Below are 20,623 nucleotides of genomic sequence, written 5' to 3' on the forward strand. Positions count from 1 at the left end.
TCGTCGTGCGGCCGACGACCGGAGGACTGTCGCGGGCGGGTGACCCGCATCGACAGCGGTCGAGGTCTGTCGATGGCGACAGTGTTGGTCCACCCCTGCAGACCTGTCAACAGTTTTCGAAAGATTTCGATGGCTTTAATCTTTTTGAGAACCCATTCGACCTGGTCAATCCATATCCCCGATCAACTCCGCTCCGATCTGTCCATGAAAGCGTCGATCAAGAGATCATGAACCGGGCCAATGTTCCGAAAGTTTCGAACCCTCGATCCCGCCGCTGAAGCGATGGGCGAGAGCGCGGGACACCACGAGATCCCGTCGGTGCCGCCGAGTACTGTCCGCGTCATGGAGCCGCCGATGTTCGCCATGCCGGACGCGAAGCCTGTGCGCCTGGACGTTCGGCCCAGGCTCGCGAGCTGGGACGCCGCCGGCCACCCCGGCCGGGTGCGGCTGGAGGAGTTCCTCGCCGAGGCCGCCCGGGTCTGCCGCCCCGAACTCGATCGGCTTCCGGATCCCCTCGCGCTACGCCTGGACGTGGCGCTCCCGCCGGCCACGCCGCTGCTGGAGCAGCACGACCTGGACAACTACCTGTTCCCGCTCGTCACTCACCTGAGCAAGACCAGCGGTCGGCGGTTCGTCTCGGTGTGGGGTACCAAACGGCACGGCGAAGCGTCGTACATCCGTGTCGCGGAGGCCACGCCGGTCGACACCGCCTCCGCCTCTGTGTTCACGGTCCGGACGACGGCGTCGAGCGGAGGCGAGGAGTTCAAGCGGCAGATCGACCGGCAACTCGCGAAGCAGGCGCCGCTCCCGGAAGGCCCGGTCGCGTTGCGGCTGTGCTTCCGTACCGGGCCCAGCCGGAGTTGGCCGAACCTCTGGAAACCGGCCATTGACGCCCTCGGCGGCCTCCTCGGACGCACGGATCCCGACCGGCCCTGGCATCCCCGCGACGGCCGCATCGTCGAGCTCGGCCTGAGCAACCACATCGAGGCGCCCCTCCGCAACGATGTGGCGATCACCATCACGGCGACCCGAGCCTGACCGCGTTTCCGTGGTGATGTCGCCGGCTCGGGCGTCGGCGGTTGGGAGGCGTTGTTCAGAGTGTGTGGCGGTACCAGCCGCCGTTGGAACCGGTGGTCAGCCACGAGCGGTCTCCGAGGGGGACGATGTCCTCCCTGGTGACGAACTCGGAGGGGAGGGGGTCGAGCACCCGCCCGGTCCGCGTGTCGACCAGGTGATTGTGGTGGAAATCCGTCAGCGACTCGTCCATTTCCGGATCGGCGCGCTCGCCGTGAACGGAGACGATCGCGGTGACGGCGTCGAGATGGCCCACGATCCAGCCGATGAAGAACGTCTCGTGCTCTTCTTCGTCGTACCCGAGTTCTTCGGACGAGACGATGACGTCCTCCTCCCCGTCGGGGCACGTACGGAAGACGAGTTCCTGGAGCAGGGTTCCCGGCGTGTCCCGGACCGTCGTCATGCGGCTGCCGTCCGGGGACAGGTCGTACAGGGTCGCGTCCCACGGGTATTCGGCCATCGCGATTTTTCCGTCCTCGATCCGGGCGCGATACACCCTCGATCCCTCTTGGCCTTCACCGACGTCCAGCAGTATGTGCCTGCCGTCCGGGTGGACGAAATGCTGCGCGCCGTGGCCCATGCTTCCCAGCTCGACCTGGTCCAGGACGCGGCCCGTGGCCGTGTCGAACGCGAGCCACTGGTCGACGTGGCCGCGTCCCTTCATGGCCAGGTCGGGCCGGTAGAGCCACACCACGTCGCCGTCCAGCGAGAACGCGCAGTCGGCCCGGCCGTTCATGTACTGCTTCGGCGCCGCACCGAAATCGCTGCGCCACCTGGACGCACCGTCGCGCCCGACGCAGACGAGGGCTTCACCGGTCGTGTACACGGCGCATTCCAGATCGGGGGACGCCGCATGGCCGCGCGGCTCGCCCTCGGCGGGGAACACCGCCGCCCGGTCGAGGAGGCCCGCGTTGACGACCAGCCCGGAAAGGTCGTAGGCGACGACGTGGGTGAGTGTGGCCTTTGTCAGAATGCGCCGATTCGCGGTCATGTGCCGGTAGATTAGCTGATCAAGTCGTATTGGACCGGGGAAGTGCGATGGACGAGACTCGACCCGGACGACTACATCCAGCGGCCTTCTCACCGGCGGCGAATTCGGGTCCGCCAGGTAAAGGATCTACGCGGCCGAGGTGTACGATCTGTTCCTCCGCGTTCCGGGCATACGGGCTCGGAGTGTTGTTCCGCCGCTGCGACAGTCGAGCATGATTCGACCCTGTCCCACTCGCGCAAGGAGAATCATGGCCGACTCCGTCAAGCTGCAGGTGACCGGTTCGCCCGACCTGGTCGGTCCCCTGCTGGAGCAGGTGTTGCAGGCCGAAGGCTTCCGTTTCACCTGGGCGAACGCCGGGGACTGCATCATCGAGAAGGGCAGCCGCACCAAGGCGTTGCTCCTTGGGGCGTTCGGCACCCACTACAAGTACCGCGTGCTCCTCCACCAGCAGCCCGACGGCAGCCTGGTCGTCGACCTCGGCCTCGCCACGACCGGCATGTCCGGCGGCGCCGTCGGTGTCGCGAAGGTCCGCAGGAAGCTCGACGAGATCGGCGGCATCCTGGTCAACGCCTTCCAGCAGGCCGGCACGCTCATCAGAGCATGAACTGACGGCCTCTCTCCTCACCTTGCGGCGGCCGACGGCCGGTGGACGTCCCGAGCCCGCCGCCACCGCCCTTCAGCAGCGCTGACGGCGTCGTCGGAGACGCCGATTCTCCTGCGTACGCGGCCTTCATGTGGCGACGATCACACCCCGTGTTAGCAAGATCTACCGCGGCGACCCCTTATTTCCGGCCGTGCTCATGGCTAACGTTCGCCCTGTCCGTCCTGTCCGCACCAGTTCGTCACACATTGTGACGCCATGACCGACCAGTGGTGACCACCGTGCGTCCCGCGAGGGCCGCACACGGTCACCAGGAGGCACGTTCACAGGAGGCAGTCCGATTCAGCGCCAAGAGTTCGGGGACAATCCGACCGAGGTTCGCGACACCGATCACTACACGGAAGAGTACGTCCAGGGCTTCGTGGAGAAGTGGGACGAACTCATCGACTGGAAGAGGCGCTACGAGAGCGAAGGCAGCTTCTTCATCGACCAGCTCAGGGAACGAGGCGTCAAGAGTGTACTCGACGTCGCCACCGGTACCGGGTTCCATTCGGTCCGGCTCCTTCAGGAGGGCTTCGACACCGTAAGTGTCGACGGCAGCCCGGAGATGCTGCGCAAGGCGTTCGACAACGGCTTCGCGTTCGGCGGCCACATTCTCCGCGTGGTGCACGCCGACTGGCGCTTCCTGAACCGGGACGTCCATGGTGAGTTCGACGCGATCATCTGCCTGGGCAACTCGTTCACCCATCTCTTCTCGGAACGCGACCGGCGTAAGGCCCTGGCGGAGTTCTACGCCATGCTCAAGCACGATGGCGTGCTCATCATCGATCAGCGCAACTACGACTCCATCCTGGACAACGGCTTCTCCAGCGAGCACTCCTACTACTACTGTGGTGAGGAGGTGCTGGCCGAACCGGAATACGTCGACGAGGGACTCGCGCGATTCCGGTACCGGTTCCCGGACAACAGCGAGTACTGCCTCAACATGTATCCGCTGCGCAAGAACTACATGCGGCGGCTCATGCGGGAGGTGGGCTTCCAGCGCATCGACACGTACGGCGACTTCCAGGCGACCTACAATGACGACGACCCCGACTTCTTCATCCACGTGGCGGAGAAGCGTTACTGGGAAGACGACATGAACACCGCCTACTCCCCCGCGGTGAACACCGCTCGCGAGTACTACAACTCAAGCGACGCCGACGCCTTCTACCACTCCGTCTGGGGCGGGCAGCACATCCATGTCGGCGTCTACGAGGAGAACGACACGATCGACGCGGCCAGCGACCGCACCGTCCAGCGGATGGCGTCCGGCCTGGACCTGACGCCGGACACGCGGGTCGTCGACCTCGGAGCGGGATACGGCGGATCCGCCCGATATCTCGCCCGCACCTACGGCTGCCGGGTCACCTGCCTCAACCTCAGCGAGGTGGAGAACGCGCGCAACCGCGCGATGAACGAGGAACAGGGACTCGACCACCTCATCGACGTGGTGGACGGGTCCTTCGAGGCTCTCCCGTTCAACGACAACGCGTTCCATGTCGTGTGGTCGCAGGACGCGCTGCTGCACGGCGGCGACCGGATCCGGGCGCTGGAGGAGATCGCCCGGGTGCTCAAGCCCGGCGGTGACTTCGTCTTCACCGACCCCATGGCGGCCGACGACTGCACCAGGGACGCCCTGCGGCCCATCCTGGACCGCCTGCACCTCGACACCATGGGATCTCCCGGCTTCTACCAGCGCGAGATCGCCCGCCTCGGCATGACGCCGAGTTTCGACGACCTCACCACGCACCTCACCACGCACTACGGGCGGGTGCTCCAGGAGACCGAACGGCGGGAGGCGGAGTTCTCCGGGCAGATCAGCACGGACTACCTCGAACACATGAAGGCGGGCCTTCGGAACTGGGTCCACGGTGGCGAGTCCGGCCACCTGAAATGGGGAATCTTCCGCTGTAAGGCGTGAGAAGGACGAGGCCGGGAGTGGGCGCTTCCCCTCCCGGCCTCGCCGTGCGCCCTCCCCGTCAACTCCAGCGGAACGTCTTCGCGGCCGCGGCCCCGGCCAGGAGGGCCGCTCCGGCCAGGGCGGCGAGGTGCCACAGGTCCGGCGCCACGCCCATCCAGGTGGCGCCCAACGCCTCCAGGCCCGCCCCGAACGGCAGGTACTGGCCGAGCGCGGCCAGCCCGTCCGGCAGGTTCTCCCGGGACCCGAACCCGCCGCCGAGCGCCATCGTCGCGAAGAACGACACCAGGCCGATGGCGACGGCCGCGTTCGTGCTGGGCGCGATCGCCGCCACCAGCATGCCGATCGCGTACATCGCCGCCGTCACCAGGCAGAACACGCCGATCGCGGTGAGCGGATCGCGGGGCATCGACACGTCGAACGCCAGCCGCGCCAGGAGCAGGGCCAGCGCCACGCCCACCAGCACCTGGGCCAGGCCGGCCACCACCTGCGCGACCAGCACCATCACCGGATGCGCGGGCGTCACCTCCAGCCGCCGCAGCACGCCCGACGTGCGGTAGGACGCGAGGACCGCCGGCATGTTCACCATGCCGATGAGCGCCACGACCATCACCATCGTCAGCGGCACCACATAGGCGTCCAGGGCCGGGAGGCCGCGGAAGCGTTCGGCTCCCCGGCCGCCCGCGCCGAGCCCGTTCATCACCATGATCAGCATGGGCAGGCCGAGCGGAATGACCAGCCCGGGGGTGTCCCGGGTCACCAGCTTGCCCTCGGTCCAGGTCAGCAGCGCCCACGCGCGCACGGAGGGCCGGTACGTCGTCATGCCGTCTCCTCTCCGGCGCGGCCTTCGCCGGGCGCCCGGCCGGTCAGGGCGAGGAACGCGTCTTCGAGCGTCGCGTTCTCGAGCCGGGTCCCGGTGGCGACCACGCCGTGCCGGACGAGCGCCGAACTGACCGTGTGCAGCAGGTCCCCCGTCCCGGTCACGACGGTTTCGCCGCGGTCGGTGCGCACCTCGCCGACGCCTTCGAGCCCCGTCAGCACCGCGGCGTCGAACGGCGCGGCCGCCCGGAACCGGACCCGCCGCGGGGAGTCCAGCCGTGCGATCAGCCCGCCCGGGGTGTCCAGAGCGGCGAGCCGCCCCCGGTCGATGACGGCGACGCGGTCGCACAGCCGCTCGGCCTCGGCCATGAAGTGCGTGACCAGCAGCACCGTCACGCCGGTGTCCCGGATCTGCTCGATGAGGTCCCAGACGCCCCTGCGCGCCTGCGGGTCGAGTCCGGTGGTGAGCTCGTCGAGCACCGCGATCCGCGGCTTGCCGATCAGCGCCAGCGCGATCGACAGCCGCTGCGCCTGACCGCCCGACAGATTCTCGAACGCCGTGTTCCGCTTGGCGGACAGCCCCAGCTCGTCCAGGAGCCGCCCGGGATCGGCGCCGTCGGCGTAGAACGAGCGGAACAGCGCGACCGCCTCACCGACCCGCAGCTTCTCCGGCAGCGCCCCGTCCTGCAGCTGCGCCCCCATCACCTGCCTGAGCCGCGCACGGTCCCGCAGCGGGTCCAGCCCCAGCACACTGATCCGGCCCCGGTCGGCCCGCCGCACCCCCTCGACGCACTCCACGAGGGTGGTCTTGCCCGCGCCGTTCGGGCCGATGATCCCGAAGATCTCGCCCTGCTCGACGGCGAACGACACGTCCTCGACGGCGACCGTCTCGCCGTACCGCTTGCACAGCCCCTCGACCTCGACCACCGCCATCGCCACGTCCCCTTCCGGCCGGCCTGTACCGGCCCGGCAACGCTAAGCCGCCACCCGGCGCGTCGGCGCGTGCCGGAGGTCATGACCCGCACCCATGACTTCCGGCACGGTCAGGCCGGGCACCGTGCCCGTAACCTTCGGGGCATGGCCAAGTCCCATCTCGAAGCCTGGGGTGCGGCGAGCGCACTGACCGTCTGCCTGCTGGTCGGGTCGCCGGTGCTGCTGGCCGACGGGGACCCGACCATCGGGCCGGCCTGGCTGTGGTGGGTCTCCTACCTGGGGTTCCTCGCGCTGTTCACGCTGACGCTGCTGGACGTCGCGCCGGGGCGGACCGGCCGGAGGGCAGTGCTGCTCGCCCTCGTCCCGGCGGGGGCCGCGACGGTGCTGCTGGGCGCGCACGCCGGCTGGCTCTCGATCCTGCTGGTGTTCGTCACCGCGCTCGCGGCCCACTTCTCCTCACGTCGCAGCACGTTCGCGGTGCTCGGGTTCAACAGCGCGGTGGCCGCGGCGGCGCCGCTGATCCGGGACGGCAGCGCCATGGACGTGACGCTGACCGCGATGATCTACACGATGCTCCAGGTCTGCACGGTCTGGGCGGTACGGAGCGAGCAGCGGGAGGCCGCGGCCCGCGAACGCCTCGCCGTGGCCAACACCGAACTCCGCGCCGCGACCGCCCTGCTGGCCGAGTCGAGCCGGTCGGCCGAACGGCTGCGCATCGCCCGCGAACTGCACGACCTCCTCGGCCACCAGCTCACCGCGCTCGTCCTCGAACTGGAGGTCGCCGCGCACCACAGCGCGCCGCCGGCCGGCCCGCACGTGGAGCGCGCCCGCGGTCTCGCCAGGGACCTGCTCGGCGATGTGCGCACCGCCGTCGGTGAGCTGCGCTCCCGCACCCCGTCCCTGCGCCAGGCCCTCGCGGAGATCGTCGCGGACCTGCCGGCCCCGCGCGTGCACCTGAGCGTCGACGACTCCGCCGAACCGGACGAGGCCTGCACGGCGGCGCTGATCCGCTGCGTCCAGGAGGTCGTCACCAACACCATCCGCCATTCGGAGGCGGGGAACCTGTGGATCGACGTCGGGCGAGCCGGCACCGGGGAGATCGTCCTCACCGCCCGCGACGACGGCCGCGGCGCCTCGCTGCTGCGGCTGGGCAACGGCCTGACCGGCGTCCGCGAACGCATCGCGCAACTCGACGGCGTCGTGTCGTTCGACACCCGGTCGGGCTTCACGGTCAACGCCAGGGTGCCGGCACCGTGATCCGGGTGTGCGTCGCCGACGATCAGACGCTGGTGCGCCAGGGGATCCGGCACCTGCTGGAGCTGTCACCGGAGGTGACCGTCACCTCGGAGGCCGCCGACGGCGACGAGGCGCTGGCCGTCCTGCGGGACGACCCGCCGGACGTGCTCCTGCTGGACCTGCGGATGCCGCGCCGGGACGGCATCGCCACGCTCACCGCCATGCGGGAGCGGAACATCACCGTGCCCACCCTCGTCCTGACCACCTTCGACGACGATGAACTCGTGTTGCGGGCACTGCGCGCCGGAGCGTCCGGCTACCTGCTCAAGGACGTCACCCTCGACCAGGTCGTCGGCGCGATCCGCGCCCTCGCGCGAGGCGGCACGCTGGTCCAGCCCGCGCTGACCGAGCGGCTGCTCCAGGCCACCAGGCGCCTGCCGGACCCGGACGAGATCCGCGATCTCCCGCCCCAGCCGCTCACCGACCGGGAACAGGACGTCCTGCGGCTGCTGGCCGGCGGCTACGCCAACCGCGAGATCGCCGACGCCCTGCACCTGGCCGAGGGCACGGTGAAGAACCACGTGTCCAGCCTCCTGGCCAAGCTCGGCGTCCGCGACCGCACCCGCGCCGTCCTGAAGGCCCTCCACCACGGACTCCTCCCCGACCCCCCACCAGACCGCTAGACCGTCGCGGGCCGGTTGTTCAGAGTCGCGGGAGGGGTCCGTGCCGGGGCGCGCTCACCGACGCGCGAACCCCGGAGGGCGTAGACTCGTGGCGAACGAGGGGTTCCCGATGCGAGCGACCAAGCCCGCGTCCCCCTGGTTCCCCGCTACTCGGTCCCCTTCGGGGGCCCAGACAGGTCGGCGCCCATGACGCCGCAACACCAGCCCGTCCGGACGCGGACGTTCGTTTCCCGCGCCGGGGCCGTAGTGGACACCGCCCGTGACGCCGAGTGGCCGTCACTTTGACCCCGGAGCCGCGGCGCCAGTGCCGCGAGCTCCTCACCACGGGCTGACCGCCCGTGCCACCGTCCGGAACCGGCTTCGGCCGTGACCGGCGCTCTCATACTCCGGATCGGAGATCCAGCATGCCCACCATCGTCACCGCCTCCACCGAGGCGGGGCTGAGCCGAAAACGGCTCGCGGAACACACCGTCATCGCCATCAGCGGCGAACTCGACATCGTGTCCACGCCGTCCCTGCGCGAACGCCTGCACGCCGCGCTGCGGGACACCGGACCGTACGTGGTCATCGACCTGTCGGGCGTGACGTTCTGCGACGCGTCCGGCCTGGCCCTGCTCGTCGACGCGCGCCGCCGGACGGAGCCGAAGGGCACCACCGTGGTCCTCGCCGCCCCGCGCCCGCAGATGGGCAGGCTGCTGCGCCTCACCGGGCTGGCCCGCACCTTCACGATCCGTCCCTCCGTCACCGCCGCGCGGCTCACCCGCACCGGCACCCGATCGGCCGCGGCCTGACCGCGGCGTTCCCGGCCGGAGGAGGAGAACGGGATGACGACATGACCGGCGACGAGCTGCCGTCGATCGGGTGGGGGCCGCCGGCGGTCACCCGCGCCGCGGACGACCACGCGCGGTTCGGCGCGTCGATCGACCTGATGACGGCGGTCCTGAACGGGACCCGCCTGCCCGAACTGCTGACCCTCCTGGCGACGCACGCGCGCACGATGGCGCGCGTCCCTCTGGCGTTCATCGCCATGCCCGTCGAGGACGGCAACACGCTGCGGATCGAGATCGCGGTCGGTGCCGACGGCGACCGGATCCGCGGGCTGATGGTGCGGCGCGGACGGTCGATGCTCGGCCGGGCGTTCAGCTCCCGCCGCGCCCTGTCCGCGCGGATCGCCGCCGACCAGACGCTCAGCGCCCTGCCGGCCGGCCCGATCCTGATCCTGCCGCTGGACACGGGCGAGGACACCCGCGGGGTGCTCGCCGTCCTGGGGCATCCGGGCGCGCAGCCGTTCAGCCCGGCCACCGCCCGCCAGCTGCTCCTGTTCGCCGACATGGCCGCCCGGCTGATCGAGCTGGCCGAGGGCCACCGCGCGACCGCCCCGGCGGATCCCGCCGCCGGCGGCGCGCACATCGTCCGACCCCTCCGCCCGCCGCGGTTCACGCAGATGTGAGGCGAATCGGGCCGGATGACGGCCTTCGAAACCCGTCCGAGCCGGGCTGAGCCCCGGCGCGGTGGGACTTTCGTGCGCGGCGGCGCTCACCGGATTCACGGATATGGGGCGCGGCCGCGCGGGTTCCGTACGGGTCCGAGCGGGATCTCAGAGCTTGAAGAGCTTCGCGTACGGGGCGAGGATCCGGACCTTCCGCGTCCCGAAGTCGACCAGGACGGCACGGCCGTCCTCGACCTCGACGACGCGTCCGAGCCCGTACTTGTCGTGGGTGACCTGGTCGTGAGGTGCGAACTCCTTGGTCGGTGGCGCAGCGGGCGGGGGTTTGAAGGGGCTGGTGGGCAGATGTCGCCGCCTGGCGGGTCCTGTGGGTTTCATTACTGCCAGTATGCGCCCACCTGAGCGATGTGGGGAGTCCGACCCCGCTGCCGTCACAGAATTCACGGTTTCCTGTTCCGTCCCGCGGACCACGTGGTAGTATTTGGGTAGTTGCGGTTCCCATAGACATGTGTGTGCGCCTGCCGGTTCCACCACAGGCGCATTTTTTGTTGTTCTGGATCTTCCGGATGGGCCATCGCGGCGTCCCCGGTCGCACAAGGTGTGCGACAGGGACCGACCCCAGAAGGAGACTGTCATGGCCACAGGCACTGTTAAGTGGTTCAACGCCGAAAAGGGCTTCGGCTTCATCGAGCAGGACGGCGGCGGCGCCGACGTCTTCGCTCACTACAGCAACATCGCGGCCCAGGGCTTCCGTGAGCTTCAGGAGGGCCAGAAGGTGTCGTTCGACATCACGCAGGGCCAGAAGGGCCTGCAGGCGGAGAACATCGTCCCCGCCTGATCACCGACGACGCGGCGGGCGGGCGTTCGACCGCCCGCCGCGTGCGGTGCCCCTCACGGGCATCGTCCCGGGCCGCGGTTCACCGCGCGGCCACGCTTCACCCCGCCGCCACGGTTCATCCCGCGGCCGGCGCTCCCACCACGGCGCACGGCACGAACGCCGCACGCCGTCTCCCGGTTCGTTCTTGAGAATCCTTCGCCCGGCCGCAATCCAAGGCCGCGAGCCCCGCGCAGCGGAGCACTTCCTCGACACGCACCGCTTCGAGGAAAGGCTCCACAGTGCCCCGCACCAACCCTCCGGCCGCCCGCGGCCGCTCCCCCCGATCCCGTCCCGCCGCCGGTCATCGCCGTCCGGCGCAGCAGGGGCAACGCCCCGGCACGGAGTTCGCGCAGCCGGCAGGCGCCACCCCGCCGCTGCCCCCGATCGAGTCGTTCACCGAGCTGAGGATGCCGGCGCCCCTCCAAGAGGCCCTGGCCCGCCAAGGCGTGTCGGCCCCCTTCCCCATCCAGGCCACGGCGCTGCCGAACGCCCTCGCCGGACGGGACGTCCTCGGCCGGGGCCGCACCGGCTCCGGCAAGACCCTCGCCTTCGGCCTGGCGCTGCTCAGCCGCACCGCCGGCCGCCGAGCCGAACCCCACCGCCCCCTGGCCCTGGTCCTCGCCCCCACCCGGGAGCTCGCCCAGCAGGTCACCGGTGCGCTCACCCCGTACGCGGACGCCTTGGGCCTGCGGCTGACGACCGTGGTCGGCGGACTGCCGATCTCCCGCCAGGCGAACGCCCTCAAACGCGGCACCGAGGTCCTGATCGCCACCCCCGGACGGCTCGCCGACCTCATCGAACGCGGCGACTGCCGGCTGAGCGAGGTCGGGATCACCGTGCTGGACGAGGCCGACCAGATGACCGACATGGGGTTCCTGCCCCAGGTCACCCGGCTCCTTGAGCAGACCCCGCACGGCGGGCAGCGGATGCTGTTCTCCGCGACGCTCGACCGCAACATCGACCAGCTCGTCCGCCGGTTCCTCAGCGACCCGGTCACGCACTCGGTCGACCCGACGGCCGGTGCGGTCACCACCATGGAACACCACCTGCTGCACGTGGACGACACCGACAAGCACGAGACGACCGTGCACATCGCGGCCCGCGACGGCCGGGTGATCATGTTCGTCGGCAAGAAGCACGGCGCGGACCGCCTCGTCCGCAAGCTGACGGCCCGCGGCATACGCGCCGCCGCGCTGCACGGCGGCAAGACCCAGTCGCAGCGCAACCGCGCCCTGGAGCGCTTCCGCAGCGAGGAGATCACCGTGCTGGTCGCCACCAACGTCGCCGCCCGGGGCATCCACATCGACGACATCGATCTCGTCGTCAACGTCGACCCGCCCGCCGACCACAAGGAGTACCTCCACCGCGGCGGACGCACCGCCCGCGCAGGCCGTACGGGAACCGTGGTCACCCTCGTCCTGCCCGACCAGCGCCGCGAGGTGGACGGTCTGATGGCCGAGGCTCGCATCACCCCCCGAACCCTCCGCGCGCGTGTCGGTGACGGTGAGCTGGCCCGTATCACCGGTGCCCGGCCGCCCGCCCACGCCGCCCCGGACGTCAACCGCCCCGCGAAGCCGCGCCAGGGAGACTCAGCCGGGCGTGGCTCCGCCCGCGCGAACACGCAGGCCGCCTCCGCGGGGCGCGGCTCCCCACGCGCGAACACGCAGGGCGCCGCACCCAAGCGCAGGCCGCGGCGCCGCACGTCCTCCCAGAACACCTGACGCCGCCACCGCGGTCAGTCACCGGGGTTCGACAGGTGGCGCTCCTTCAGCAGGGCCTTGTGGATCTTGCCGACGGGGGTCATCGGGACCTCGGTCGTGACGACGAACTGGCGGGGGACCTTGTAGTCGGCCAGGCGGTCCCGGCAGTAGGCGGTGAGTTCCTCCGCGGTGGGCGGTTGGTTGCCCGGGCGCGGGACGACGTAGAAGCGTCCGACCTCGCCCAGCACCTCGTCCGGGACGCCGATCCCGGCGGCCATCGCGACCTTCGGGTGCGCGGTCAGCACGTTCTCGATCTCCACGGGGTAGACGTTGAAGCCGCCCTGGATGTACATCTCCTTCTTGCGGCCGCGCAGCACGAGATGCCCGCCGGGCTCCATCGCGACCATGTCGCCGGTGGCCAGCCAGCCGTCCGGCAGGAAGACCTCGGCGGTCTCGGCCGGCATGTCCCAGTAGCCGGCGGCCACGCAGCCGCCGCGGACCTGGAGTTCGCCGGTCTCGCCCGGCGGGAGGACGGCCCCGTCCGGTCCGGTCACGCGAGCCTCGAAGTCGCCGATGATCACGCCCAGGGTGCGCGAGACCGTTTCCGGGTCGTCGTCCAGCGGGGACAGCACGCACGCCCCCGAGGACTCCGACAGGCCGTACAGCCCGTACAGGGGCGCGCCGGGGAAGCCGCGCCGGATCGCCTCGGCGAGCGCCGGCTCCACGTTCGAGCCGCCCGCCACGCAGAGCCGCACGGACGACAGGTCGTGGTCGGCGAAGTCGTCCCGTCCGAGCATCAGCACGTACATCGTCGGCACCGCGCCGCAGAAGGTCACCCGGTAGCGTTCGATGGCGCGCAGTGCCGCGTCCGGGCCGAACGCCGGCAGCAGCGCGACCGAACCGCCGCTGACGAGGGCGGACATGATGGTGCAGGTGATGCCGCCGACATGGTTGAACGGCAGATGCCCCAGCAGGACGTCGGATTCGCTCATCCCGAAGTGGTCGGCCTGTGCCTGCGCCGACGCCAGGACGCTCCGGTGCGTGATCGTCGCCCCCTTGGGGCGCCCGGTCGTCCCCGAGGTGTAGAGGATCAACAGCGGGTCGGCCGGGTCCACCGCGGCGCGCGCGGCGGCCAGCGCCGCCGGGTCGGGCGGCGCGGCGGTCAGCTCGTCGAACGTGCCGCTGCCCGCGAAGCCAGCGCCGAAGAACACGTAGTCGCTCACGCCCGGGACCCGGTCGCGGAATCCGTCGAAGAACGCGGCGAAGTCGAAGTCGGGGACGGCGTCGACGCTGATGACCGTCCGGGCGCCGCTCCGCTCCAGCATGTGGGTCAGCTCTTGCTCCCGGTAACGCACGTTGAGCGGGACGACGACGGCGCCGATCCGCGCCGCGCCGAAGAACGCGGCCAGCCATTGCGGCGTGTTGAGGCCCAGCAGCCCGACCCGGTCGCCGCGGCCGATCCCGCGTGCCAGCAGCCCCGCCGCGACCCGGTCGGCCAGCTCGTCGAACTCGGCGAACGTGACGGTGTCGTCGCCGTCGTGCAGAAACGCCTTGCCCCGCGCCGCCGCGTCCGCCAGCGCCGCCCCGGCCGTCCTCGCCCGCATGTCGCCTCCCACGCCCGATGCCCACTTAACGATCACTGATCGGGCGGCGATCTGCCAAGACCGCGACGCGAACGCCCTGCGGATTCTGGCACGATGACGACCATGAGCGACCGCATCGGCCTGCGCACGGCCGAGGACGATCTGCTTCCTCCCGCGGACTGGGGCCGCCGCGAGCCCGCGGCGCCCGGCACCCGCGCAGCATGGGCGTTCGGCCTGCTGGCGGCCGTGCTGGTGCTCGGGCGGACCTGGGTGGCGCCGCTCGTCGACGCGGGCGCCCTGGACGCGTGGACGACCATCTTCGTGGCGGTGTGCGTCCAGGCGCTGCCGTTCCTCGTCTTCGGGGTCGCGCTGTCGGCCGCGATCACCGCGTTCGTCCCGCCGTCGCTGTGGCGGCGGATACTGCCGCGTCGGCCCGGGGCGGCGGTGCCCGTCGCGGGCGCGATGGGGGCCGTGCTGCCGGGCTGCGAATGCGCGTCGGTGCCGGTCGCGGGCGGGCTGATGGCCCGCGGCGTCGTCCCCGCCGCCGCGCTGACCTTCCTGCTCGCCGCCCCCGCGATCAACCCGATCGTGCTCGTCGCCACCGCGGTCGCCTTCCCGAACCAGCCTGAGATGGTCGTGGGACGTTTCGTCGCGTCCCTGCTGGTGGCCGTCCTCGCGGGCTGGACGTGGCTGCTGCTGGGCAAGGGCGAATGGATCAAGATCCCGTCCCGGCCGGAGGCGCACGGGGCGGCGGGGCGGCTGGAGGCGTTCCGGCAGGCCATGCGGCACGACATCGTCCACGCCGGGGGGTTCCTGGTGGTCGGCGCCTTCGCGGCCGCCACCATCAACGTGGTCGTGCCGGCCGGGTGGGTGTCCGCGGCCGCCGGCAATGCGGTGGTGTCGGTGCTGCTGCTGGCGACACTGGCCGTGCTGATGTCCATCTGCTCGGAGGCGGACGCGTTCGTCGCGGCGAGCCTGTCGCAGTTCTCGACCACCGCGCGGCTGACCTTCCTCGTGGTGGGCCCGATGGTGGACCTGAAGCTGATCGCGCTCCAGGCGGGCTTCTTCGGCCGCCGCTTCGCCGTCCGGTTCGTTCCGCTGACGTTCTGCCTCGCGGTCGGGGTCAGCGTGCTGGTGGGAGGGCTGCTTTCATGAGCAGGGCCGCGCAGAACCTGCTGCTCATCGGTCTCGGCGTCGCGATGCTGTGGATCACGCTGGGCAGCGGCGAGTACGTCAACTACGTGCGGCCGGGCTTCCGGTATCCGCTGGTGGCCGCGGCGGTGGCGCTGCTGGCGCTGGGCGCCGCCGGGCTGCGCCGGGAATGGCGGGACGCCGGCGACGATCAGTGCTGCGGGCACGGGGACGATGGGCACGACCATTCGCGGGGGCCGCGGGTGGCGTGGCTGCTGGGCCTGCCCGTGCTGGCGATCTTCGTGATCGCTCCCCCGGCGCTCGGGTCGTTCACCGCCGCCCGCGACACCGACCGCGCGGCGCCCCCGCCCGCACCTCCGGATGACGGCTTCCGCCCCCTGTCCACCACCGGCGGGCCCGTCGAGATGACCATGGGCGAGTTCATCGGCCGCGCGTACGAGGCCCAGACCGGTGATCCCGCGAGCCTCCGGGGCGTCCCCGTACGGCTGACCGGGTTCGTGACCCCGGGCGGGAAGGGACGGGACGGCTGGCAGATCACCCGGATGAAGATCGCCTGCTGCGCGGGCGACGCCGTCCCGTTCCCCGTGACGGTGCGCGGCGTCCCGCAGCCGCCCGCCGACTCGTGGGTCCGGGTCGTGGGCGTCTGGGAGCCGCCCGCCCCGGACCGCGGTGACAGGACGGTCGTGCAGACGCTCCGCGCCCGCTCCCTGCAGAAGATCGAGAAGCCGAAGAACCCGTACGAGTGACCGCGGCCCGTCAGGGTGCGCGCGGAGCGGCGGTTCCGGTCACCGGGACCTGCCTTGGCAGGACGGCCGGGGGCTTCTACCGTCGGCCTGTTCGGGGCGATCGGGCCAGGCGCGGGTCCTCACGAAATGGTCGCCCGGCCATCGGCGGACGCTGAGAGGAACACATGGACCAGACCGCTGATTACGTCGTCGTGGGAGCCGGCAGCGCGGGGTGCGTGCTGGCGAAGCGCCTGGCCGAGTCGGGCGCGGACGTCGTCCTGGTGGAGGCCGGCGGCCCCGACCGGACCCGGCTCGTCCGCAAGCCGGGTCTGATCGCCGTCTTCCACAATGTCCCGCAGCTGAAGAAGCGGCTGGACTGGGGCTTCTACAGCGCGCCGCAGCCGAACGCGCTCGACCGGAAGATCCCGCAGACCAGGGGCCGGGTGCTGGGCGGCTCCGGATCGATCAACGGGCTGCTGTTCGTGCGCGGCAACCGCAGGAACTACGACGACTGGGCGGCGGAAGGCTGCACCGGCTGGGGCTACGACGACGTCCTGGACAGTTTCAAGCGGATGGAGAACTGGGAGGACGGCGCGACCGACCTGCGCGGCGCGGGCGGGCCGATCCAGGTGACCCGCCAGCGGGACCTCACGCCCGCGTCCGAGGCGTTCATGGAGGCGCTCGCCGAGACGGCCGGTGTGAAGCGGAACGACGACTACAACGGCGAGGTGCAGGACGGCGTGGGCGTCTTCCAGCAGAGCGCCCACGAGGGGCTGCGCTACAGCTCGTCCGTCGGCTATCTCGACGACCACGCCCTGCCGAACCTGACGATCCTGACCAAGGCGATGGTGGAACGCGTGGTCGTCCGCGACGGCCGCGCGACGGGCGTCGAGGTCGTCACCGGGAAGGGACGCGGAACGATGCGCGCGACCCGTGAGGTGATCCTCGCGGCGGGGGCGTTCGGCTCACCGCATCTGCTGATGCTGTCCGGGGTCGGTCCCGCGGCGCATCTCCGTGAGCACGGCATCGAGGTCCACGCGGATCTGCCCGTCGGGGACAACCTCCACGATCACATGTTCATGCCGATGACCTACGTCATGGAGTCCGCGCGCAACCGGGGCACCGCGCCCTACTTCGCGTCCGGCGTGATCAAGGAGATGGTCCGGGGCGGCACGTGGGTGAGCCGCACCGTGTTCGAGGCGGTCGGGTTCGTCCGCAGCCCGCGGGCCGGCGACATCCCCGACCTGCAGATCCACGCGCTGCCCTGGTCGTACCCGTTCCCCAACCAGGACGCGCCGGTGCGCCACAAGGTGGACAAGCGCCCCGCTCTCACGATCATGCCGACGCTGATCTATCCGAAGAGCCGCGGCACGGTGCGGCTCGCGTCCGCCGACCCGGCCGACGCGCCGGTCATCGACCCCGGCTACCTCAGCGACCCCGATGACGCCCGGCTGCTGCTGGACGGGATCGAACTCGTCCGCGAGGCGATGGCGAGCAAGACCATCGCCGGCGGCGTGACCGCCGAGCTGTCCCCCGGTCCGGACTTCCCCGACCGCGCCGCGATGGCCGAGGAGCTGCCGAACCGGGCGACGACCGTCTACCACCCCGTCGGCAGCTGCCGGATGGGCGCGGACGAGCGCGCCGTGGTCGATCCCGCGCTGCGCGTCCGCGGCGTCGAGGGGCTCCGCGTCGCCGACGCCTCGATCATGCCGAGCATCACCGGCGGGAACACCGCCGCCCCGAGCATGATGATCGGCGAACACGCCGCGAAGCTCATCCTCGGCGGCTGATCCCGGCCGGCGGTCCGCTCAGGCCGGGAATCCGGTCACCCAGCGGCGCTGCCACGGGGTTTCGACGGCTCTGGGGTGGTGGTGTTCGCGCGTCCAGGGGACGGCGTCGGCCGGGTCCAGGCCGGACAGGACGGCGAGGCAGGCGATGACCGTGCCGGTGCGCCCGACGCCGCCTCCGCAGGCGACCTCGACGGACGCGCCGGACCGGGCCCGCTCGTGCAGCGCGCGGATCTGCCGGACGGCGTCCGCCCGGTCGCGCGGCAGCAGGAAGTCGGGCCACTCGATCCACGCGGAGGACCAGCCCAGCTCCGGCTCGTGGCGCCGGCGGAGACGGCGGGAACCCAGATAGAGGCCGAAGTCGGGCACCGGGCCTTCCGGCGCCGGGTTCCGCAGGCCGCGTCCCCGGACCCACGTGCCGTCGGGGAGCCGCAGAGAGCCGGTGAGCGGGGCCGTCACGAGATCACCACACCTCCTGGACGAATTCAGGAGGACTTTACGCCTAGACCGTCTCCCTGGTGGTGACGTGGAACTCCAGGCCGCCGTTCACGGCGGAGATGCGGATGTGGCTGCCGTGCCGCAGATCACCGGCGAGCAGCAGGTCGGAGAGCTTGTCGTCCACCTCCCGCTGGATCGTGCGGCGCAGCGGGCGGGCGCCGAACTCGGGCTGGTGGCCGCGCTCGGCGAGCCAGTCGACCGCCTCGGTGGTGAAGGTGACGTCGACGTCCTGCGCGTGGAGGCGGCGGCGCGTCTCGTCCAGCAGCAGGTCGGTGATCTGGCGGAGCTGGCCCGCCTCCAGCCGCTGGAACACGATGATCTCGTCGATCCGGTTGAGGAACTCGGGCCGGAACGCCTCCCGCAGGCGGCGCATGATCCGGTCGCTGAGCGCCGTGCCGGGGCCGTCGCCGGGCGTCCCGAAGCCGATCTCCATACGGCCGGTGATCAGTTCGGAGCCGAGGTTGCTGGTCATGATGACCACGGTGTTGCGGAAGTCGACGGTGCGTCCCTGCGCGTCGGTGAGGCGGCCGTCGTCGAGGAGCTGGAGGAGGACGTTGAAGACGTCCTGGTGCGCCTTCTCGATCTCGTCCAGGAGGACCACCGAGTACGGCTGCCGCCGGACCGCGTCGGTGAGCTGCCCGGCCTCCTCGTACCCGACGTATCCGGGCGGCGCGCCCATCAGCCGGCTCACCGTGTGCCGCTCCTGGAACTCGCTCATGTCGAACCGGACCAGCCGGTCGCGGCTGCCGAACAGCGCCTCGGCGAGCGCCTTGGCCAGCTCGGTCTTCCCGACGCCGGTCGGGCCGAGGAACAGGAATCCGCCGATCGGGCGGTCCGGGTCGCCCATGCCCGCGCGGGACCGGCGCACGGCCCGCGCCACCGCGGCGACCGCGTCGTCCTGCCCGATCACACGCCCGTGCAGATGCTCTTCGAGCCGGGCCAGCCGCTCACGCTCGGCCTGGGTGAGCTGCGTGACGGGGACACCGGAGATCCGGGACACGACCTCGGCGATGTCCTCGGTCGTCACCTCGGGGACCGCCGTGGGACCGCCGTTGTCCCGCGTCGCCGCGAGGTCCTTCTCCAGCCGGACGATCTCGTCGCGGAGCTCGGACGCCTTCTCGTAGTCCTCGTCGGCGACGGCCTGGTCCTTCTCCCGGCGCCGCTGGTCGAGGCGGTCCTCCAGCTCGCGGCGGCCGCCGTCCCGCGTCCCCGAACGCAGCCGCACGCGGGCGCCGGCCTGGTCGATCAGGTCGATCGCCTTGTCCGGGAGGAAACGGTCGGTCAGATAGCGGTTGGACAGGTCCACCGCCGCGATCAGCGCCTCGTCGCTGAACCGCACCGAATGGTGCGCCTCGTACCGGTCGCGGAGGCCGCGCAGGATCTCGACGCTGTCGCCGACGCTCGGCTCCGGTATCAGGATCGGCTGGAACCGGCGTTCCAGCGCGGCGTCCTTCTCGATGTTGCGGCGGTACTCGTCGATGGTCGTCGCGCCGACGACGTGCAGCTCGCCGCGCGACAGCGCGGGCTTCAGCATGTTGCCCGCCGACATCGCCCCCTCCCCGCCGCCGGCGCCCACGAGCGTGTGGATCTCGTCGATGAACACGATCAGCTCGTCGGCGTGCTCGCGGATCTCGTCCACGACCTTCTTCAGCCGTTCCTCGAAGTCGCCCCGGTAGCGGGTGCCGGCGACGACCCCGCCGAGGTCGAGCTGGACGATCCGCTTGCCGCGCAGCGTCTCCGGGATGCCGTCGTCGACGATCCGCTGCGCGAGGCCCTCGGCGATCGCGGTCTTCCCGACGCCCGGGTCGCCGATCAGCACCGGGTTGTTCTTGGTGCGCCGCGACAGGACCTCGACGGTCTCCTCGATCTCGTCCTCACGTCCGATGACGGGGTCGATGCGGCCCTCCCTCGCGAGCGCGGTCAGGTCGCGGCCGAACTCGTCCAGCGTCGGGGTACCGGTCGCCTGCCCGCCGCCGCCCGGCCCGCCCGGAGGCTGCTGGCCGCCGGCCGCCGCCGACTGCAGCGAGTCCGGGGTGACGTGCTCGGCGTCCAGGATCCGTCCCGCGCCGGAGCCGCGGTCGAGGGCCAGCGCGAACAGCAGGTGCTCGGGCCCGATGTAGGACGACCCGAGCGCACGCGAAACCTGGTGGGAGTCCAGCAGGGCGCGTTTCGCCGACGGGGTCAGCTCGGGCGGGACGTCCCGCGGCTCGCCCCGCCGGGCACCGTCCTCGATCTCGCCCTTGATCTTGTCCGGGTCGGCCCCGGCCCGCTCCAGCCAATGCCGGGTGCCCTGCTGCCGCGTCGCCGCCCACAGGAGGTGATCGGTGTCCAGGTCGACGCTCCCCCACCGCGCCGCCTGCGTGGCCGCGTCCCGCACCAGCTCACGCGCGGGTTCGCTCATCAGCCGCGCGATGCTGATCCGCTCCATCGGACGGCGGTGCGCCCGAGCCCCGAAGAAGCGGGCGAGCATCTCCTCGAACGGATCCATGCCGCCCGATCCGTACCACCCCGAGGTCATCTCCGATCCCCCCTGCACAAGCCGTCATAGCAACGGTCA

General features: G+C 71.3%; 19 protein-coding genes. 12 read left to right on the plus strand and 7 right to left on the minus strand.

Annotated elements, in window-relative coordinates:
* Positions 1–282: 282 nt before the first annotated feature.
* Positions 283–1,038, plus strand: coding sequence for a hypothetical protein (locus ACTWPP_RS04690; RefSeq protein WP_443102824.1), 756 nt, complete (start codon positions 283–285; stop codon positions 1,036–1,038).
* 55 nt (positions 1,039–1,093) lie between these two features.
* Here ACTWPP_RS04690 and ACTWPP_RS04695 read toward each other — a convergent pair whose 3' ends face one another.
* Positions 1,094–2,065: a hypothetical protein gene (locus tag ACTWPP_RS04695; RefSeq protein WP_443102825.1), complete on the minus strand. Its 972-nt coding sequence runs from the start codon at positions 2,063–2,065 to the stop codon at positions 1,094–1,096.
* Between the two features lie 247 nt (positions 2,066–2,312).
* Here ACTWPP_RS04695 and ACTWPP_RS04700 point away from each other — a divergent pair, with 247 nt between their 5' ends.
* Both ACTWPP_RS04700 and ACTWPP_RS04705 read left to right on the plus strand, forming a co-directional pair.
* Positions 2,313–2,669 carry a hypothetical protein gene (locus ACTWPP_RS04700; RefSeq protein ID WP_443102826.1) on the plus strand — a complete coding sequence of 119 codons (357 nt, stop codon included), beginning with the start codon at positions 2,313–2,315 and terminating at the stop codon, positions 2,667–2,669.
* A gap of 337 nt (positions 2,670–3,006) precedes the next feature.
* Positions 3,007–4,629 carry a glycine/sarcosine N-methyltransferase gene (locus tag ACTWPP_RS04705; RefSeq protein WP_443103406.1) on the plus strand — a complete coding sequence of 541 codons (1,623 nt, stop codon included), beginning with the start codon at positions 3,007–3,009 and terminating at the stop codon, positions 4,627–4,629.
* Between the two features lie 58 nt (positions 4,630–4,687).
* On the opposite strand, the gene ACTWPP_RS04710 is transcribed toward ACTWPP_RS04705, so the two are convergent.
* Positions 4,688–5,449: an ABC transporter permease gene (locus ACTWPP_RS04710; RefSeq protein WP_443102827.1), complete on the minus strand. Its 762-nt coding sequence runs from the start codon at positions 5,447–5,449 to the stop codon at positions 4,688–4,690.
* Positions 5,446–6,378: an ABC transporter ATP-binding protein gene (locus tag ACTWPP_RS04715; protein WP_443102828.1), complete on the minus strand. Its 933-nt coding sequence runs from the start codon at positions 6,376–6,378 to the stop codon at positions 5,446–5,448. The genes ACTWPP_RS04710 and ACTWPP_RS04715 overlap by 4 nt, the downstream gene beginning before the upstream one ends.
* A 144-nt stretch (positions 6,379–6,522) precedes the next feature.
* On the opposite strand from ACTWPP_RS04715, the gene ACTWPP_RS04720 reads away from it, so the two are divergent.
* The 4 genes from ACTWPP_RS04720 (at position 6,523) to ACTWPP_RS04735 (ending at position 9,747) form a co-directional block, all read left to right on the plus strand.
* Entirely contained in the window at positions 6,523–7,635 is a 1,113-nt protein-coding gene (locus tag ACTWPP_RS04720) for a sensor histidine kinase (RefSeq protein WP_443102829.1), read from the plus strand.
* Positions 7,632–8,297: a response regulator gene (locus tag ACTWPP_RS04725; RefSeq protein ID WP_443102830.1), complete on the plus strand. Its 666-nt coding sequence runs from the start codon at positions 7,632–7,634 to the stop codon at positions 8,295–8,297. The genes ACTWPP_RS04720 and ACTWPP_RS04725 overlap by 4 nt, the downstream gene beginning before the upstream one ends.
* 404 nt (positions 8,298–8,701) lie before the next feature.
* The gene (locus ACTWPP_RS04730; protein ID WP_443102831.1) at positions 8,702–9,088 is read left to right on the plus strand and encodes an STAS domain-containing protein; all 387 of its coding nucleotides are present in this window, start codon (positions 8,702–8,704) and stop codon (positions 9,086–9,088) included.
* Positions 9,089–9,129: 41 nt separating this feature from the next.
* Entirely contained in the window at positions 9,130–9,747 is a 618-nt protein-coding gene (locus tag ACTWPP_RS04735; RefSeq protein WP_443102832.1) for a GAF domain-containing protein, read from the plus strand.
* A 147-nt stretch (positions 9,748–9,894) separates the two neighbouring features.
* Here ACTWPP_RS04735 and ACTWPP_RS04740 read toward each other — a convergent pair whose 3' ends face one another.
* Entirely contained in the window at positions 9,895–10,122 is a 228-nt protein-coding gene (locus ACTWPP_RS04740) for a hypothetical protein (protein ID WP_392912835.1), read from the minus strand.
* A 256-nt stretch (positions 10,123–10,378) separates the two neighbouring features.
* Between ACTWPP_RS04740 and ACTWPP_RS04745 the strand changes: the two genes are divergently transcribed.
* Positions 10,379–10,582, plus strand: coding sequence for a cold-shock protein (locus ACTWPP_RS04745; RefSeq protein ID WP_024936225.1), 204 nt, complete (start codon positions 10,379–10,381; stop codon positions 10,580–10,582).
* 278 nt (positions 10,583–10,860) lie between these two features.
* On the plus strand, positions 10,861–12,342 hold the full coding sequence (locus tag ACTWPP_RS04750; protein WP_443102833.1) for a DEAD/DEAH box helicase: 1,482 nt from the start codon (positions 10,861–10,863) through the stop codon (positions 12,340–12,342).
* 14 nt (positions 12,343–12,356) lie between these two features.
* Here the strand turns inward: ACTWPP_RS04750 and ACTWPP_RS04755 are convergent, their stop codons facing one another.
* A complete protein-coding gene (locus ACTWPP_RS04755; RefSeq protein ID WP_443102834.1) occupies positions 12,357–13,925 on the minus strand; it encodes a class I adenylate-forming enzyme family protein in 1,569 nt (522 codons plus the stop codon).
* Positions 13,926–14,018: 93 nt separating this feature from the next.
* On the opposite strand from ACTWPP_RS04755, the gene ACTWPP_RS04760 reads away from it, so the two are divergent.
* The 3 genes from ACTWPP_RS04760 to ACTWPP_RS04770 all read left to right on the plus strand — a co-directional run bounded on the left by ACTWPP_RS04760 (position 14,019) and on the right by ACTWPP_RS04770 (position 17,571).
* Positions 14,019–15,059, plus strand: a complete 1,041-nt coding sequence (locus tag ACTWPP_RS04760; protein WP_443102835.1) for a permease — start codon at positions 14,019–14,021, stop codon at positions 15,057–15,059.
* Positions 15,056–15,802 carry a TIGR03943 family putative permease subunit gene (locus ACTWPP_RS04765; RefSeq protein WP_443102836.1) on the plus strand — a complete coding sequence of 249 codons (747 nt, stop codon included), beginning with the start codon at positions 15,056–15,058 and terminating at the stop codon, positions 15,800–15,802. Before ACTWPP_RS04760 ends, ACTWPP_RS04765 begins: the two co-directional genes overlap by 4 nt.
* A gap of 164 nt (positions 15,803–15,966) precedes the next feature.
* Positions 15,967–17,571 carry a GMC family oxidoreductase gene (locus ACTWPP_RS04770; RefSeq protein WP_443102837.1) on the plus strand — a complete coding sequence of 535 codons (1,605 nt, stop codon included), beginning with the start codon at positions 15,967–15,969 and terminating at the stop codon, positions 17,569–17,571.
* An 18-nt stretch (positions 17,572–17,589) separates the two neighbouring features.
* On the opposite strand, the gene ACTWPP_RS04775 is transcribed toward ACTWPP_RS04770, so the two are convergent.
* The gene (locus ACTWPP_RS04775) at positions 17,590–18,027 is read right to left on the minus strand and encodes a protein-tyrosine phosphatase family protein (RefSeq protein WP_443102838.1); all 438 of its coding nucleotides are present in this window, start codon (positions 18,025–18,027) and stop codon (positions 17,590–17,592) included.
* 43 nt (positions 18,028–18,070) lie between these two features.
* Complete coding sequence (locus ACTWPP_RS04780) at positions 18,071–20,584, minus strand: ATP-dependent Clp protease ATP-binding subunit (RefSeq protein WP_443102839.1); 2,514 nt, start codon at positions 20,582–20,584, stop codon at positions 18,071–18,073.
* Positions 20,585–20,623: the final 39 nt, after the last annotated feature.

It is taken from the genome of Actinomadura sp. 3N407 (assembly GCF_052245875.1).
Lineage (GTDB): Bacteria > Actinomycetota > Actinomycetes > Streptosporangiales > Streptosporangiaceae > Spirillospora.